General features: G+C 62.3%; 12 protein-coding genes and 1 pseudogene. 5 read left to right on the forward strand and 8 right to left on the reverse strand.

Features of this window, described 5'->3' with window-relative positions; translation table 11 throughout:
- Positions 1-422: 422 nt before the first annotated feature.
- From pucL to ACVWZ8_RS22495, 3 genes and pseudogenes are all read left to right on the forward strand, one after another.
- Positions 423-1,331: a factor-independent urate hydroxylase gene (gene pucL, locus ACVWZ8_RS22485; RefSeq protein ID WP_456506052.1), complete on the forward strand. Its 909-nt coding sequence runs from the start codon at positions 423-425 to the stop codon at positions 1,329-1,331.
- Between the two features lie 136 nt (positions 1,332-1,467).
- Positions 1,468-2,976, forward strand: a complete 1,509-nt coding sequence (locus tag ACVWZ8_RS22490; RefSeq protein WP_456506053.1) for a nucleobase:cation symporter-2 family protein — start codon at positions 1,468-1,470, stop codon at positions 2,974-2,976.
- 250 nt (positions 2,977-3,226) lie between these two features.
- Positions 3,227-4,435: pseudogene (locus ACVWZ8_RS22495) on the forward strand (IS3 family transposase).
- Positions 4,436-4,485: 50 nt separating this feature from the next.
- Here the strand turns inward: ACVWZ8_RS22495 and ACVWZ8_RS22500 are convergent.
- The 7 genes from ACVWZ8_RS22500 to ACVWZ8_RS22530 all read right to left on the reverse strand — a co-directional run bounded on the left by ACVWZ8_RS22500 (position 4,486) and on the right by ACVWZ8_RS22530 (position 10,213).
- On the reverse strand, positions 4,486-4,725 hold the full coding sequence (locus ACVWZ8_RS22500; protein ID WP_456506054.1) for a hypothetical protein: 240 nt from the start codon (positions 4,723-4,725) through the stop codon (positions 4,486-4,488).
- 76 nt (positions 4,726-4,801) lie between these two features.
- Positions 4,802-4,978, reverse strand: coding sequence for a hypothetical protein (locus ACVWZ8_RS22505; protein ID WP_456506159.1), 177 nt, complete (start codon positions 4,976-4,978; stop codon positions 4,802-4,804).
- Between the two features lie 108 nt (positions 4,979-5,086).
- Positions 5,087-5,329 carry a hypothetical protein gene (locus ACVWZ8_RS22510; RefSeq protein ID WP_456506160.1) on the reverse strand — a complete coding sequence of 81 codons (243 nt, stop codon included), beginning with the start codon at positions 5,327-5,329 and terminating at the stop codon, positions 5,087-5,089.
- A 108-nt stretch (positions 5,330-5,437) separates the two neighbouring features.
- On the reverse strand, positions 5,438-5,746 hold the full coding sequence (locus tag ACVWZ8_RS22515; protein WP_456506150.1) for a ParB family protein: 309 nt from the start codon (positions 5,744-5,746) through the stop codon (positions 5,438-5,440).
- A 329-nt stretch (positions 5,747-6,075) separates the two neighbouring features.
- Positions 6,076-6,903, reverse strand: a complete 828-nt coding sequence (locus ACVWZ8_RS22520) for a ParA family protein (protein WP_456506055.1) — start codon at positions 6,901-6,903, stop codon at positions 6,076-6,078.
- 1,609 nt (positions 6,904-8,512) lie between these two features.
- Positions 8,513-9,817, reverse strand: coding sequence for a replication initiation protein (locus tag ACVWZ8_RS22525; RefSeq protein ID WP_456506056.1), 1,305 nt, complete (start codon positions 9,815-9,817; stop codon positions 8,513-8,515).
- Between the two features lie 165 nt (positions 9,818-9,982).
- On the reverse strand, positions 9,983-10,213 hold the full coding sequence (locus ACVWZ8_RS22530; RefSeq protein WP_456506057.1) for a hypothetical protein: 231 nt from the start codon (positions 10,211-10,213) through the stop codon (positions 9,983-9,985).
- A 668-nt stretch (positions 10,214-10,881) separates the two neighbouring features.
- Here ACVWZ8_RS22530 and ACVWZ8_RS22535 point away from each other — a divergent pair.
- Positions 10,882-13,929 carry a Tn3 family transposase gene (locus tag ACVWZ8_RS22535; protein WP_456506058.1) on the forward strand — a complete coding sequence of 1,016 codons (3,048 nt, stop codon included), beginning with the start codon at positions 10,882-10,884 and terminating at the stop codon, positions 13,927-13,929.
- Positions 13,930-13,966: 37 nt separating this feature from the next.
- Here ACVWZ8_RS22535 and ACVWZ8_RS22540 read toward each other — a convergent pair whose 3' ends face one another.
- A complete protein-coding gene (locus tag ACVWZ8_RS22540; protein WP_456506059.1) occupies positions 13,967-14,974 on the reverse strand; it encodes a COG1470 family protein in 1,008 nt (335 codons plus the stop codon).
- Between the two features lie 86 nt (positions 14,975-15,060).
- Here ACVWZ8_RS22540 and ACVWZ8_RS22545 point away from each other — a divergent pair, with 86 nt between their 5' ends.
- The gene (locus ACVWZ8_RS22545; protein WP_456506060.1) at positions 15,061-15,345 is read left to right on the forward strand and encodes a hypothetical protein; all 285 of its coding nucleotides are present in this window, start codon (positions 15,061-15,063) and stop codon (positions 15,343-15,345) included.
- The last annotated feature ends 128 nt before the right edge of the window (positions 15,346-15,473 follow it).

Consider the following 15,473-nt stretch of genomic DNA (forward strand, 5'->3'; position numbering starts at 1 on the left):
GTTTGGTTGGGAGGAAATAAGTGACCAGGCGGTTTAGGTCATCGCTGAGCACTGATAGCCGGGCGAATCCGGCAACCGGCGATCACACATCGACGCAATGTTCCCTCTTCGCTCCCAGACTGCCTCCTTGGTAGCGGGTCACCCTCAGGAGGAGCGGGACGAGACTCGTCCCGGCGGGTGCTCTCCCCAGTCACAATCCTTGGAATCCTTCTGCTATGTACAGCACCACAGGGTCGGTGTAACATTCCACTACTACGTGATGCAAGTCACGTGACCTGAGAGCAGCAGGCAGGGTCGTAATGAGCTGGCATCGATCGATGTCGGCTCTTTTTTTGTGGGCGGGCCCCGATTGCAAGCCAAGGGTAAGTGTGACCAATTGTCTTTCGGAAGAAATTTTCCGCATTACGAAAGTCGGGGTGGCTATGGGTGGCAAGATTATTCTTGGCGAAAATCAGTACGGCAAGGCAGAAGTCCGTGTCGTCAGGATTACCAGGGACACCAACCGTCACGAGATCGAAGACCTGAACGTCACCTCACAGCTGCGGGGCGACTTCGCCGCGGCCCACCTTAAGGGCGACAACGCCCACGTCGTGGCCACGGACACGCAGAAGAACACCATCTACGTCTTCGCCCGCGAGGGCATCGGCTCACCGGAAGCGTTCCTGCTGCGCCTCGGCGAGCACTTCACCTCCAGCTTCGACTGGGTCACCGGAGGTCGTTGGGAAGCAGAGTCCTACGCATGGAACCGCGTCCAGGCGCACCGCAGCGAACACGACCACTCGTTCGTCCGCAACGGCCAGGAAGTCCGCACAGCCGTCCTGGTCCGTGACGGCGCCACGAGCCACCTCATCTCCGGACTGAAGGACCTGACTGTTCTAAAAACCACCCAGTCCGGCTTTGTCGGCTACCCGAAAGAGAAGTACACCACCCTTCCCGAAACTACCGAACGAATCCTGGCCACTGACGTTTCAGCCCGCTGGCGGTTCAAGACCGGCGCCGATGTCAACGCACTGGACTTCAACAAAAGCTACGGCGACGTCAAGGCCCTCCTGCTCGAAGGCTTCACGGAGAAGTACTCCCATGCCCTGCAGCAAACCCTGTTCGACATGGGCACCAAAGTGCTAGAGACCCACTACGAACTCGACGAGATCAAGTTCTCCATGCCCAATAAGCACCACTTCCTCGTTGACCTCACCCCCTTCGGCCTCGAGAACCCCAACGAGGTCTTCTACGCGGCCGACCGCCCCTACGGCCTGATCGAGGCAACCGTCCAGCGCGAAGACGCCACCCCCGCACCCGCAGCATGGTCCGGTATCACCGGCTTCTGCTAAAGCCCCACAGGTTCTGCCTGCGAGGGCCGGATCTCACCACACTCAACCAGCACCGCACCCGGGCGGCAACGCCCACCCGCCAGACACCCAACCGTAGCCAGATAACGACGTCTGACACGAACCAAGAAAGCCCGCCATGACCACCAAAAACTCCTTCAAAGCCGGCAAGTCCCGCGGCAAGCGCCCCGCCTCACAGCGGCCCGAAGACGAACGGCTGTCCATCGGCAGCAGCTTCGCCTACGGATTCCAGCACGTCCTAACCATGTACGGCGGCATCATCGCCGTGCCCCTGATCGTCGGGCAGGCCGCCGGCCTGCCTCCGGCCGACATCGGCATCCTGATCGCGGCTGCGCTCTTCATGGGCGGGCTCGCCACCATCCTACAAACCATCGGCATCCCCTACTTCGGTTCCCAGCTGCCCCTGGTTCAAGGCGTCTCGTTCGCCAGCGTCGCGACCATGGTCGCCATCGTCACCGGTCCGGGAGGGATCCAGTCCGTCTTCGGGGCCGTGATTGCCTCAGCAGCCATCGGTCTGCTGATCGCCCCGGTCTTCTCCAAAATTGTCCGCTTCTTCCCGCCCGTAGTGACCGGAACAGTCATCACCACCATTGGTCTGACCCTGATGCCCGTGGCAGCGAACTGGGCCATGGGCGGGAACCGGAAAGCTGAAAACTATGGGAGTATCGAGAATATCGGCCTCGCGGCCATCACGCTCGTCCTCGTCCTGGTCCTAAGCAAGCTTGGCAACGCCACACTCTCGCGTCTGTCGATCCTGCTGGCCATGGTCATTGGAACCGTGGTCGCCGTCATCACCGGGATGGCGAACTTTTCAAAAGTCGGCGACGGGCCGATCTTCGCTTTCCCCACACCATTCCACCTGGGCGCCCCCACCTTCGAAGTAGCCGCGATCGTCTCCATGGTCATCGTCGTCCTCGTCATCCTCACCGAGACCATGGCAGATATCCTCGCCGTCGGCGAAATCGTCGGAACCAAAGTTGACTCCAAACGCATCGCCGCCGGGCTCCGGGCCGACATGGGATCCAGCCTCATCGCCCCCGTTTTCGGCTCCTTCACCCAAAGCGCCTTCGCCCAAAACGTCGGGCTCGTCGCCGTCACGAAAATCAAAAGCCGTTTCGTCGTCGCAGCCGGCGGCGTCATCCTGGTCCTGCTCGGCCTGCTCCCGGTCCTGGGCCGTGTCGTGGCCGCAGTCCCCACCGCAGTACTCGGCGGCGCAGGCATCGTCCTCTTCGGCACCGTCGCCGCCAGCGGCATCCGCACCCTGGCAAAAGTCGAATACCGCAACAACATGAACCTGATCATCGTTGCAACTTCCATCGGTTTCGGCATGATCCCCATCGCCGCACCGACCTTCTACGACAAATTCCCCAACTGGTTCTCGACAATCTTCCACTCCGGCATCAGTTCCGCCGCCGTCATGGCCATCCTGCTGAACCTCCTCTTCAACCATCTCAAAGCAGGCAACTCCGAAAACCAATCCGTCTTTGTCGCCGGCACCGGCCGGGTCATCAAAGAAGAAGACCTTCAAAACCTCGAGCACGGGGACCGATACGAAAACGGCAAACTCATCGACTGCGACGGCAACGAAGTAACAATCGCATCCCGGCCACAGAACGAACCCCGCTAACGGCCCGACACCCGGTACGACACCCCAACCCCACCTAACTGGCGGTGCAGACAAACCCATACCTGTGGGCTCCTGCACCGCCAGCGACGTCTCCTGGCCCGCCCACCACAGGCACAGCTCATCCTCCGCGGCTGAAAGCCACCAGCATGAACCGGCAGCCCCGAACCAACGAGGATCACAACTCCCGACCGCGTTTGTTCCGTGCGGCCGTATGGTTTTGTGAGACAGCTTGTTAGGAGTCCTTTCTCGCATGACCGAACGTAAGAAGTACACGCAGCAGTACAAGGATGATGCCGTCGAGCTGGTGATCTCCTCGGGCCGGCCGATCGCTCAGGTATGCGTCGATATCGGCGTCAACGAGGGAACGCTGGGGAACTGGGTGCGGACGTACCGGGCGGATCATCCGGAGCGGTTCAGCGGGGAGGAAAAGGCGCCGGTGTCCTGGGATGAGCACCAGAAGGCGTTGGCCGAGATCGCCAAGCTGAAGCAGGAGAACGATTTCCTGGGAAAAGTCAGCGCCTTCGTTGCAGCGAAGCAACGGTAGAGGATTTCTACGAGTTCATCGAAGCTCAGAAGGCGAACCATCCGATTGCCTGGTTGTGCCGTGCCCTGAAGGTTTCCCGGGCCTCGTTCTACCGGTGGCGCAACCCCAAGGGCCCGTCCCCTCGGGCGGTGCGTCACCAGAAGCTGGTCACCGAGGTCACTGACCTGTTCAAGAAGGAAGAAGGCCGGGCCGGCAGGGACCAACTGGCCCTGATGCTCAACGCGAAGGGCGTGGCAGTATCCGCCGCCCACGGTCGGGGCCATCATGCGTGAGCACGGTCTGCGGGCCGCCCGGACCCGGGCCTGGAAGAAGACCACCGAGCAGGATCCGCAGGCGAAGACCGCGCACATCCGCAACCACATGCTCGACGAAAACGGTCAACGCGATTTCACGTCCACGGTGCCCGGGACCCGCTTGTGCGGGGACATCACGTACCTGCGCACCGGCGAGGGATGGCTGTACCTGGCCACCGTGATCGATCTGTGCACCGGCATGGTCATTGGCTGGTCGATGGCCGGACACATGCGCGCCAGCCTGTGCACGGATGCCCTGGCCATGGCCCGCGATCACGGCCGCCTCGCTGCCGACGGAGCAGTCTTTCACTCCGACAGAGGCTCGCAGTACACCTCGTCCGAATTCCAAAAATGGTGTGGCGGGAACGGCGTCACCCAGTCCATGGGCGAGGTCGGCGTGTGCTGGGACAATGCCGTGGCCGAAAATTTCTTCTCGCACCTGAAGACGGAGATGTACCACCACCACACCTTCGCCAGCAGGCTCGCGGCCAGGACCGCAGTCATGGACTACATCGAAGGCTGGTACAACCGCCGCAGGCCCAACCGCCGGGCCGGCGTCATACCACCGGCCAGAGCTCTCGCAAATCATCAGACCGCCGACCACGAACCCGTGGCCGCGTAACCCGAATCAACGACGAAACTGTCTCAAAAACTTGACGAACGCAACACGCCCTACGGGGCCTCCTTGATGTCAGAGCCGTGCCCGGCGCAGGGACATCTCGTCCATAGCCCGGCGGCCCAGGCCGCAAGGTCCGCGGCCCACCAGTATGTGCTGTCCCAGGACAGAAACAGGCTCCCCACGACGACCGTCCCGAGTGTGTCCCTGGCCAGGCCGTAGAGCGGCAGGAGGGCCGCGAGGATGAGGGCCCAGCGCGGATTCTTCCCTCTCAGCCACCAGTAAATGAGCAGCATGGTTGAGCCGTAGACGAGAGAAACGGTGATGTAGAAGTCCAGGCAGGCCGAGCACCAACCCGGGCATCGTGTAGTGCTAGAAACCGGCTGCGCCGGCCAGGGCGTCAGCTGCCAGGTTCAGGATCCCGGCGACCCAGCCGACGGCAAGCACCCGGCGCCAGACCCTGGGCGGCGGCTTCACCAGCCGGCAGACAAGCAGCAGGATGTCGGCCGCTATGAACGGCAGAACAACCCTGAACAGCACCAGGCCCATGACCGGATTCTACGGTCGGCCGCCTGTCACGGTCAGTCCTCGCACGGCTTCACAGATTCGTGCCGGGCCGGCGTCATCGTCACCGACCTGCGGCCCACCGGCAACCAGTCACATCTGGCACTGTTCGAGAACGCCCGCGAGGAACGACGCATCGGCACCCTCCTGGAAGCTGGTCCTGCGGCCGGGCCCAGGATGCGGCGGCATCCGGCGAACCGGCAGAGCGATGGCGGATCGCTTTTGCTCACGGTCGGCATCAGGCGAGTAGCCTTCGCGGTGGTCGATCTTGAAGGACTTGATGTGGGCAACGTTGAGTAGTTCGGTGCCGTCGGAAGTCTTCAGGAACGTCGTCATGGCTGTTCCTTGCGGTGGTGCGGGGCGGATTCGCACCCACAGGAAGCGGCCTCGGACAACCCAGCCCGGAACCGCTTCACCGTGGCCTTGACAGGCGGGTACTACATATCAGCCGACTGGGCGCCCCCTGGGAACCCCTGTCGGCTCGGGATCGAACGGCTGCCCGTCGTTGTACAACTCTTCCAATCTGCCTGACTCCTGATCGATGATTGCGCAGATGTAATCAGATAGGGATCGGTACCCGGTGAGGTGTCGGGTGCGGACAAACGCATTACGCATCCGTTCCCCCGACTCTATGGACTGGTCAAAGGCAGTCTTCTTCCGAGCCGGCTTCTTGGGAACTGGCTGCCCCTCCTGTATCTGTGCAGCTGCCGCTGTGGGCTGAGCAACCGATGCCTGCTTCCCAGTAGCGGCCATAGGAGACTGCGGAGCCGGTACCAAAGTGACCGGATTCTGCACGGGTCGTTCCGGCTGCGCGAGAGCCTCCGGAACGGCGCTCGGGGCCCATGGAGAGGGTGCAGCTGGAGCAATGTGGGCCTGAGGTGCTGGCGCTGGCACCTCAGGTGCTGCCAGATAGTGCTGAACAACTGGCCCTTCTGCCGACTCCGGGGCCACAGACGTAACAGCGGCACCGCGTCCGGTCAGGTCCGCGATAACGCTGGTGCCCGAAGCTTTCTTAAGTCCGTTGCGACGAAGCCTGCTTAGTGGATCCGCGCTTCCGCCCCTCCCCTGGGCTGGCTGCTGGCTCACCTGTCAGCCGCTTTCATGACATTCCCTGCCAGCTCGATCATGTCGACGCGTATTGACCGACCTGCGGAGCCAAACGATACGAGCGGTCTGGCTTCGGCCTGCGCTTTGGCATACTGCTCCCGGTCCGGGATCTCCGGTGAGAGGACTAGGTCACCGTAGTCATTGCGGACTCGCTCGATCCAGTGATGCTGATCGGCGCGGTTCTTGCGGACCTTGTTTATGACCACCCCGATAACGTCGAGGTCATCATTGAGGTTTTCCTGGACTTCACCGATTGTCGTAACGATCTCCGTAAGCCCCTCTACAGAGGAAACCCTGGGTTCGGTAACCAAGAGAGCATGCGTGGCAGCAGTGAGTGCGTTAACGGTCAGCAGCCCCAAGGACGGTGGGCAGTCAATGAGTACGACGTCGTAACTGTCCAGTGCCCCCTTCAGCGCCTGTTTGAGACGTCGCTCAGAGGCAATCATCGAGTCTCGCTCACGGGAAGCGAGCATCCGTTCCGAGGCGATCAGATGGATGGGCGGGAAAACGTCGCCCCGGGCCTCGTTGGGCTGCCAAGCCTCCCCCGGCAGCATGATGGCGTCGGCAGCTACTCCAGGCTCGATCTTATGGTTGTTGGTCGGATCGCCGAACAGTACGTCATTGAGGGTGAACTCAGGTTCGGTCACGCCGAACGCTGACGTGGTGTTTCGCTGCGGGTCTGCGTCAATGACTAGAACGCGGCGGCCCATCATCATGGCAAGGACCTCGGCAAGGTTTGTCACAACCGTGGTCTTGCCGACGCCGCCCTTCTGGTTGCAGACGGCGATGATCTTTGCGGACATCTCGAACCTTCCAAATGTGAGTCACTTTCGGGCACCAGTGCATAGCAGGATCGAAAGCCACGTATGGCAGAAGGATCGGGCCGGCACCGATGGTCTTAACCATAGACCGCGACATGTCTGAAGTGTGGGAGGGTTCGCACGGGGTACCGAAAAAAACAATGCCAACATAGGTATCAAAGGAACTAATGCCAATATAGGTACCTTTCAATTAAAAGCCACTTATGGAAGTAATGCTTCCTTAGTTACCATTGCTTCTAGTGATAAAAAAGGTACCTATTAACAAAAAACGAGGGTGCTTGAAGCAGGAAGTAAGGTAAGAACGGTACCATTTCTGGCATTGTTATCTTTGCTGGCAACGATAACAATGGTATTTATGGGTGGTTGTGTTCCCCGCCCCAGAGGATCAACCCCATGGTCCGGCCACCCCCTGGATCAGCTAATGGTACCTTTGATTCCGTTAGTACCGCCGGCTAGATTTCCTTCCTATACACTGGCCCAGCTGGGGCTCCACCCACTCTCATGAGACGTGGTCGCCCGCGCGGTCTATGGCAAGTTGGGTGGACACACCCGTGCTAAATACAGGGGATCAGGACGTGCAGCCGGGCTGCACGTCCGCCCCGAAGGGTAGGGCAGGTACCTTTGTTACCGTTCCTACTCTCCGTCATCAGTGGGTAGACCCCATTGTTCGAAACAAAGCCACTAATGGTAATATCGGTATCATTAAACGGCTCTGTTGCCATCGTCCATTTGTGGGAAATAACGGTAACTGCACGGACTTGGTCTGTTGGTAATAATGGTACCTTTCGGTCGATATGGTGTCGCCACTGCTCTACTCGGCGGCTGAAACGCTGGCATTAATTCCGTTGTTACCGTTATTTCCTGGATTGTCAATCGTGGTACCTTTCTTACCCTTCATTCCGTTAGTTACCTTTTCTGGGACTGCCGACGTCACACGATCTGAGGGGACGGACGAAGTAGAAAAAGTTTCCGGGTCGGGCGTGTCGTACCGTCCGGAGGCCACGGAAATCGGATCCTGGTGGGCCGAGTGAGGCGCCTCCTTGAAGTCTCGGACCAGGGTCCGTATCCAAGCTCCGTAAAGGTACCCTTTATTTCCGATATTTCCATAGCCCCGATTGATACGGGACGGTGGGGGACGGCTACCGTACAGAGCAACGCGAGTCTAAAGGTACCTTTGTTTCCGATGATTCCATTCCTACCCTCCAGGATTTCTCGGCGTCCGAGAGATCTTGGCATTCTCCGCAACATCGCGAGCTCCATGATGCACACCGGTAACAGGGAGATGCTTGTGCCATCAGTGGGGGAAGGTTGATCCGCCAACCACCACGCCACCCAGGTTCACGGACTGACTCAATTTGATCAGGGACATGCCGGCCGCAGCCCGTTAGTTTGACTGAAACTTCTTGTCCTCGGAGACCGTCGTCGTCGCCTGCACAGCGCTGATGATTGGCATGCATCGTTAGCTGCAGTTCTTCGTCCAGCCGCGGAGGCTACACGTCACTTCCATACACAGCCGGAAGATCAGAAGTGACGACTTCGAGGTGAGGAGTTTGATCCATCAGGCGCGTCCGCCGGCCAGGGGTGGGCCCGATCATCGATCTGGCCCGTTCAGCAGTCGTTCCAGGCCGTCCGAGTCCAGGGTGCGGGCAGGTGGGTAGACCCCACCTGCAGAGCTTAGATCGGGGTAGAGCGCTCGAAGTGAGTTTTTGGTGGCTGCCGTGGTCAGGGTCGGCGCGGTAGTAGTGTGCTGCGGACCGCCACTACTACCTGTAGCTTGGGAAATGTCATGTGTTTCTACAGCTCTGGCGATGTATCGCTGAACGGTTCTGACAGTCTTGCCTACAGCCTTGGCAATGACCGCCAAGGAATGTCCGGCAGCCCGGAGGCTGTGGGCCAGTATGGCGCTGTCACTGGATAGTTCTTGGCGTTTCCGGGTGGCTTTAACGGCGTTGACTGTGGCTGCCGCCCGCTTCATCTCTGTGACCGCCCGTCCGCCCTTCCTTCCCATCTCGGCGAGCCATGGATCGGGAGGTCCGTTCCGGTCCTTGCCCTTGCCTCGGAGGACTTGGCGGACGGCCGACGAGGCAAGCTCCTGGACTTCACGGGTCGGCAGCGGTGAAGGCAGCTCGCGGTTCAGGTTCCCCGCGAAGGCGACGGCGTGGTCCAGTGAGGGGCTCATTCCCTGATCACTGAAACGGCGCCATAGTTCGGCGCGCGTCGCGTAGAAGAGTGCATTGTTGCGGCCTCCCTCCACGGCGCGGGCCGCTACGGTGTGGCTGCCGTCGAAGTTCTGCCTTCGTGGGGCCCAGGCCGTGAACTCCGCGTCGAAGGGGTCCTCGTAGGACTGCATGTGTTTCAGGAGTTCACCGAGCACGTATGGCTCAAGGCGTGATCCAAACCGGACATTCCCGGCGGGGGAGTGCGCCACTGGATTCCGGACCAGGAAGCGAGTGAACGCGGCATCCGAGCCCGTCAGGGTATCCAGGGCAGCCTGGATGGATTCGGCGTATCTGACCGGGTGATCGCGGGCGTCGGGGCCTCTGTGTACCGGGTCGATCATCCAGCCAGCCTGTGCGTGTCCGTTTAGCGGGTTCTGGATGATCCAGTGGGGTTCGGGAACGGCTGGGTGCATGAGCCACACTTCGGCGTCCTCGCGGTCAACATCAACAACTAGGAAGTTGATGAAATCGCGCGGGTTGATCTGGACGAAGGCGAACTCGCGCAGGGACTTGCCCCGATTGGGGAAAGCTGCGTCCTTGCTGTGGCCGCCACGAAAGTGGCGGATCCTGTGATGCTGTGTGATGGCTTCTGCGACGGTGCGTGGGTCCTCTTCAGGGCGGTCGAAAATGGGTACGTCGATTTGGACGCGCCCAAATGGCCTTCTTGAAGAGTCCACACGTGCGTGTAGACTAAGAGCCATAACAAAGGACCTCCTGGGTCACTTGTTACGGAGAAGGCCTCGTGAGAGAACTTCCTGAATTGCTCTTCACCCGGTAGCCGGCAAGCAAGGGGTGCAGAGCGTAGATTTCTTAGAAGGCCCGCCTCGGCGGGCCTTCTTCATTTATGAGGCAATCTGCCTGATAGGCAATTCCTCCTGAAGGCGTAGGACGCTGAGATCCATGGACTTGAGTTTGTCATCAATGACTGAGGCAACGAACTCGCTGACCGTCAAGCCCTCGAGCTTGGCAGCGGCGGGCAAAAGATCGGCGTTGTCGGCCGGAATGCGGGTACCGACGAACTTACGGTTACCCTTACTCCTCTGACCGCCCCCGCGGTTTCCTGAAACAGCCATGATGTCCACTATCCTTTGAATCTCGTGCCAAACTCCTGTCTCGTCCGGCGGAACCGGATTAGCAGGTGGGCCTGGCATCTGCGATTTCTAGGTCGAAGTTAAGGTCCGATCACTCGGTCCTTGTATGAACTACAGGCCTGTAATCTTTCCGACTTGGTACGAACCTACCACCTGTTACAGGCTTTTCCGATCACCTGTTACAAGCCTTTCGCAGGAAACTTTTTCTAGTCAAATCGGTAGGAAAGGTACCTTTGTCGGCGAGGGCAGCCTGCGCGACCCCGCAAAGGCAGAGGCCCGGACTCTTAGAAACAAAGGTACCTTTGGCCGAAGCGGACTGTTGGCCCATGCGCACAGGGGCTGGCTTCCCTCAGCGCAGCCGGTAGCCGACGAATGTGGCGCCGGTAACAATAGAAGTAAAGGTACCTCTTCCACTCTGCAGAACGCTCGCTCGAGTTCAGCAGAATCCGCGGAGGTTAGCAGTATTCGCAAAACTCGCCCTGAACTTTGGTAAAAATACTTTCCTGACGGCGTGTCGGCGCGTCGCGAAATGACTTTCACAGCTGTCCGGGGCTTGAGGACCAATGCTCGGGAAAGTCACGCTAAGCCGATCTCCGGTGGTAACGATGGTGGCCTCGGTTCGTTGAGCCTGTGTGGCTAAACATAAATATTTGACTGCGGCCGAGGAGGCCTCGTACGGGCGATTCGAGGCGCAGGCCCCGGAACAGGCGGTGTTGGAGCGGTTCTTCTTCCTGGACGACGCCGATCTGGATCTCGTCGCGAAACGGCGCGGTGATCGCAACCGGCTCGGGTTCAGCCTCCAACTGGTGACCGTCCGACACCTGGGCACGTTTCTGGAGGACCCCCTCGATATACCGACCACGGTGGTGGATTATGTGGCCGGACAAGTGGGGGTGGCCGATCCGTCCTGCGTGAAGAGGTACCTGGAGCGGCGGCCGACGCGGTTTGAGCATCAGGCGGAGATCGCCGAGGTATACGGTTACGTTTCCTACGCCTCGGCGGAGGCGGAGTTGATGGGGTGGTTGGACGGACAGGCGTGGACGACCGGGGATCAACCGAGGCCGCTGTTCTACGCGGCGGTGGGATGGTTACGGGCACGGAGAGCGCTGCTGCCGGGGGTCACGACGTTACGGGACGAGGTGGCCAGCGTCCGCAAGAAGGCGGAGACCAGGCTGTACGCCGCCCTGGCGGGGGCGGTGACCGGCGAGCAGGCCCTTGAGCTGGAGAAACTGCTGCAGGTGCCCGAGCGTGGCCGTTGGTCGCAGTTGGAGATGTGGCGCAAGGCGGGGAAGAACACGACCGGGCGCGGCATGGTCATGGCGCTGAACCGGGTATCGGAGATCGCTGGGCTGGGACTGGGCGAGGTCGACGTGTCCGGGGTGCCCACGCGGCGGTTGATTGCTCTGGCGAAGGAGGGCAGGAACGAGACGGCGACCAAGCTTGACCGGTTGCCGTACGAGAAGAAGATCGCCACACTGCTGGCCACGGTGCGGTGGCTGGAATTTAGCGCCACCGACGACGCCTTGGAACTGTTCGATGTATTCATGTCCAACGAGCTGATCGGGCGGGCAAACAAGGCCGCGGAGAAGGCCACAATCAAGCGGGCGCCGATGGTCGCGCGGCACGCCCGGGTACTCAAGGCGGTGGTGGAACTTCTGCTCGAGGCCGAGGGGGCGAGTGAGACCATGCCGTTGGGCTTGGTGTGGGAAATGATCGAGCACCAGGTGGGCTCCCGGGCGCAGATCGCCGCGGCGGTGGAGGGAATCCGGGAGATCATCCCGCCGCCGCAGGCCGAACCGGAAGGGCAGTGGCGGGAGGCGGTCGTGGAGCGGTACGCCACCGTACGCGGCTTCGCCAGGATGCTGTGCGGGGTGATCGGGTTCGCGGCGACCGCCGACGCACACAAGATCCTTGCGGCGATGCAGGACCTGGCGAACCTGCTGGACCTGCGGGAGACGGTGAAGGTGCCCAAAGGGTACCTCGATGCCCGCAAGGTCGACTTGTCGGTGGTGCCGAAGGGCTGGTGGCAGAAGCTGGTGTTCCCCGCCGGCAGGCCCGAGGAAACGGTGGACCGCAACGCCTACGTGTTCTGCGTTCTGGAGCAGTTCCACACCGCGCTCAAGCACCGCGACATCTTCGCGGCCACCTCCGACCGCTGGTCAGATCCCCGGGCCCGGCTACTGTCGGGCCCGGCGTGGGAGAACGCGAAGGGCCCGGCGCTGAGCGCATTGCTGCTGCCGGAGCAGCCCGACTCTCTGCTCGCCGAGCATGCGGGGACCTTGGATGCGGCATGGCGGACGGTGTCCGGCGGGATGACCGCTGGCGGGGACATCACCGTGGACACCGACGGCCGGATGCACCTGGGCAAGGACGACGCCCTGGATGAGTCGCCCGGCCTGAAAGACCTCCGCAACCGCGTGGCAGGCATGATCCCGCGCGTGGATCTCTCCGAACTGGTGCTCGAGGTGATGGGCTGGCACCCGGATTTCACCGCCTCCTTCACCTCCGCAGCCGGCGTGTCCTCCCGGCTGAGTGACCTGCACGTCTCGGTCGCCGCGCTGCTGACCGCGCACGCTCTTAACATCGGTTTCGGGCCGGTGATCGCCGATGCTCCGGCGCTGACCCGGGCCCGGCTCTCCCACGTCGACCAGCACTACCTCGGCTCGGACTCCTACGCCGCAGCCAACGCGGTGCTCATCGAGGCCCAGGTCGCCAGCGACCTGGCGCAGGCGTGGGGCGGCGGGCTGGTCGCCGCCGTCGACGGGATGCGGTTCATCGTGCCGGTCCGCTCCGTCGACGCCCGCCCAAACCCGAAGTACTTCCACCGAAAGAAGGGCGTGACCTGGCTGAACATGATCTCCGATCAGTCCGTCGGGCTGGCGGCCAAGGTGGTGTCGGGCACGCCGAAGGACACCCTTCACTTCGTGGACCTGCTCTATAACCCGGACGGCAGCCAGCGGCCCGAGGTGCTGATCACCGACCAGGGTTCCTACTCCGACATCGTGTTCGGACTGGTCACGTTGCTGGGGTTCGACTACCGGCCGGTCCTCGCGGACCTGCCCGACGCCAAGCTGTGGCGGATCAACCGCTCAGCCGACTACGGCCGGCTCGACAGGACCGCCCGGGGAAAGATCGACGTTGGGAAGGTCCGCCGGCATTGGCCGGACATTTGCCGGATTGCCGCTTCGATCCACACCCGCGAGGTCTCCGCCCACGATGTGATCCGCATCCTGCAACGCGACGGCCGTCCGACCGATCTGGGCGAGGCGGTGGCGCACTACGGGCGGATCTTCAAGACCCTGCACGTCCTCACCTTCGTCGATGATCCGGCCTACCGCCGGGAGATGAAAGCGATGCGCAACCTCCAGGAGGGCCGCCACGCCCTGGCCAGGCACATCTTCCACGGCCGCGAGGGCAGGCTCCACCAGGCGTACCGTGACGGGCAGGAAGACCAACTCGGCGCCCTGGGCCTTGTCTTGAATTGTGTGACGTTGTGGAACACGGTCTACCTTGACCACGCCCTGACCGCGCTGCGGGAACAGGGCTACCCGGTGCTCGATGCCGATGTCGTCCGCCTGTCGGCGTACGTGCGGCGGCACATCAACGTCCACGGCCACTACTCCTTCCAACTTCCGGACCTCGCCGGCGGCCGTCGCACGCTGCGCGATCCCGACCACCGCGACAGCAACGGGGAGTAAGAAGAGCCTGAGAGGCAACGGAACGAAACCGGACCCTTCAGCCCCGGCCGGGCTGAAGGGTGGCGGCCCGTTGACGGCGTCGTTTCCAGGCCCACAGCAGAACCAGCAGGACCAGCACGGCGAAACCTGCGAAAACAGCGGGCCAGAGCAGACCCGGGGGGTCTCCGACGCCGACCGGCGCCGCGGCGGTGCTCGCCGCGGCGGGGAAGGTGATGGTCGCATCAGCGGATTCGGTAAGCAGCCCGCTTTTAAGTTCCAGATGGGCATTCCAGGGGCCGGCCGGCATCCCGGAGTCCAGGGTGACTGTCACGTCACCGGCTTCGCCCGGACGCAGGGTGGTTGAGGTCTTGGCCGCGAACGGTCCCCCGCTGAGGCCGCCCGGACCCCCGTTCAGCGTAAGCTGGCCGCCGATGTCCAGGGCGCGGCCACCGGTGTTGCGCACCCGGGCCGTGACCACGGGCAACGACTCCGTGCTGCGCCCGGCAGTCAGCGTCTCGATGTGCATGGCCGAGGCCGGTTCCCCGCCCGGGCCCACGGACAGGTAGATGCGGATCCCGACACGGTTGACGGCGGTCACCGACCCCGACGCCGCGGAACGGACCTCCGCCCACACAACCCCGAAGCGTTCACCCTCGGAAGCGTCCCTGGGCACCGTGATCGTCACCGTCAACGGCTGGGCTCCGCCGGCCCGCAAGGGAAAATCCTGTTGATCGACCGATGTCCACGTAGTCAGATCATCGGTCGTACGGTCCGGCGCTCCGGTAAAGGTGCCGCCGTTGACCCGGGCCGCCGCTTCGTAGACGGAGACAGCGACCTGCTCAGCAGTGGTATTGGAGACCTCGATCCTGCGGTGGATGGTGGTGCCGGGCGGAAGGTGGTCCACGATGTAGATCCGGGCACGCGGATCATCTGCCCGGTTCACGGGCACCTCCAGCAGGCGCACGCCGATCATGCCGGGATCCGGCGCGGCGGACTCTGCCGTCGCGCCGGCGGCAGGAACCATCAACGCGGCCAGCACACACAGGCCCAGCCAGGCCCGCCACACAGAGATCCCCGCTCCGCTAGGCCACTGAGTGTGTGATGGTCCCGGTGTAGTCTCCCGCGATCGCCTGGGCGGGAACACTGACAACGATGTTCGGATTCCACGTCGCGGAGTTGCTGCCGACAGTCGCGGAGGCGGAAAAGGCGGTCAGCGCCGTGGCCGACAGCGCCGCGGTACCCGTGGCCTGGCCCGGGAGGAACACGGCGGTGCCGGTCGTTGCGGTGGCCGTTCCGGAAGAATACGTCACGGTCGTGATGGGCGCCGCACTCGTGGTGGTGCTGTTCGTGAATGCCGTCGAAGTGGCAGTCGCCGTCCATGTCGCCGCCAGCGCCGCCCGGCTATCCGTGGCAGTGACCGCACCCAGCGCGGCCTGAACCGTCCCGGCCGCTGCCCCCGTCCCCAGAACCGTCGAGGTAGGGGCGCTGATACCAATGGCTCCCCCACTCACACTGAAAGTGGTGCTTGTATCCGCAGCCGTGGCCGCACCCGCAGGCGCCGCGAA

Source organism: Arthrobacter sp. UYCu723, from assembly GCF_054059215.1.

What these genes read in the sequence shown, in the direction of transcription:
- pucL (WP_456506052.1), top strand. Translation starts at nt 423, where the DNA reads ATGGGTGGCAAGATTATTCTTGGCGAAAATCAGTACGGCAAGGCAGAA.
- ACVWZ8_RS22490 (WP_456506053.1), top strand. Translation starts at nt 1,468, where the DNA reads ATGACCACCAAAAACTCCTTCAAAGCCGGCAAGTCCCGCGGCAAGCGC.
- ACVWZ8_RS22500 (WP_456506054.1), bottom strand. Translation starts at nt 4,725, where the DNA reads ATGCTGCTCATTTACTGGTGGCTGAGAGGGAAGAATCCGCGCTGGGCC.
- ACVWZ8_RS22505 (WP_456506159.1), bottom strand. Translation starts at nt 4,978, where the DNA reads ATGGGCCTGGTGCTGTTCAGGGTTGTTCTGCCGTTCATAGCGGCCGAC.
- ACVWZ8_RS22510 (WP_456506160.1), bottom strand. Translation starts at nt 5,329, where the DNA reads ATGACGACGTTCCTGAAGACTTCCGACGGCACCGAACTACTCAACGTT.
- ACVWZ8_RS22515 (WP_456506150.1), bottom strand. Translation starts at nt 5,746, where the DNA reads ATGGCCGCTACTGGGAAGCAGGCATCGGTTGCTCAGCCCACAGCGGCA.
- ACVWZ8_RS22520 (WP_456506055.1), bottom strand. Translation starts at nt 6,903, where the DNA reads ATGTCCGCAAAGATCATCGCCGTCTGCAACCAGAAGGGCGGCGTCGGC.
- ACVWZ8_RS22530 (WP_456506057.1), bottom strand. Translation starts at nt 10,213, where the DNA reads ATGGCTGTTTCAGGAAACCGCGGGGGCGGTCAGAGGAGTAAGGGTAAC.
- ACVWZ8_RS22545 (WP_456506060.1), top strand. Translation starts at nt 15,061, where the DNA reads ATGTTCGGATTCCACGTCGCGGAGTTGCTGCCGACAGTCGCGGAGGCG.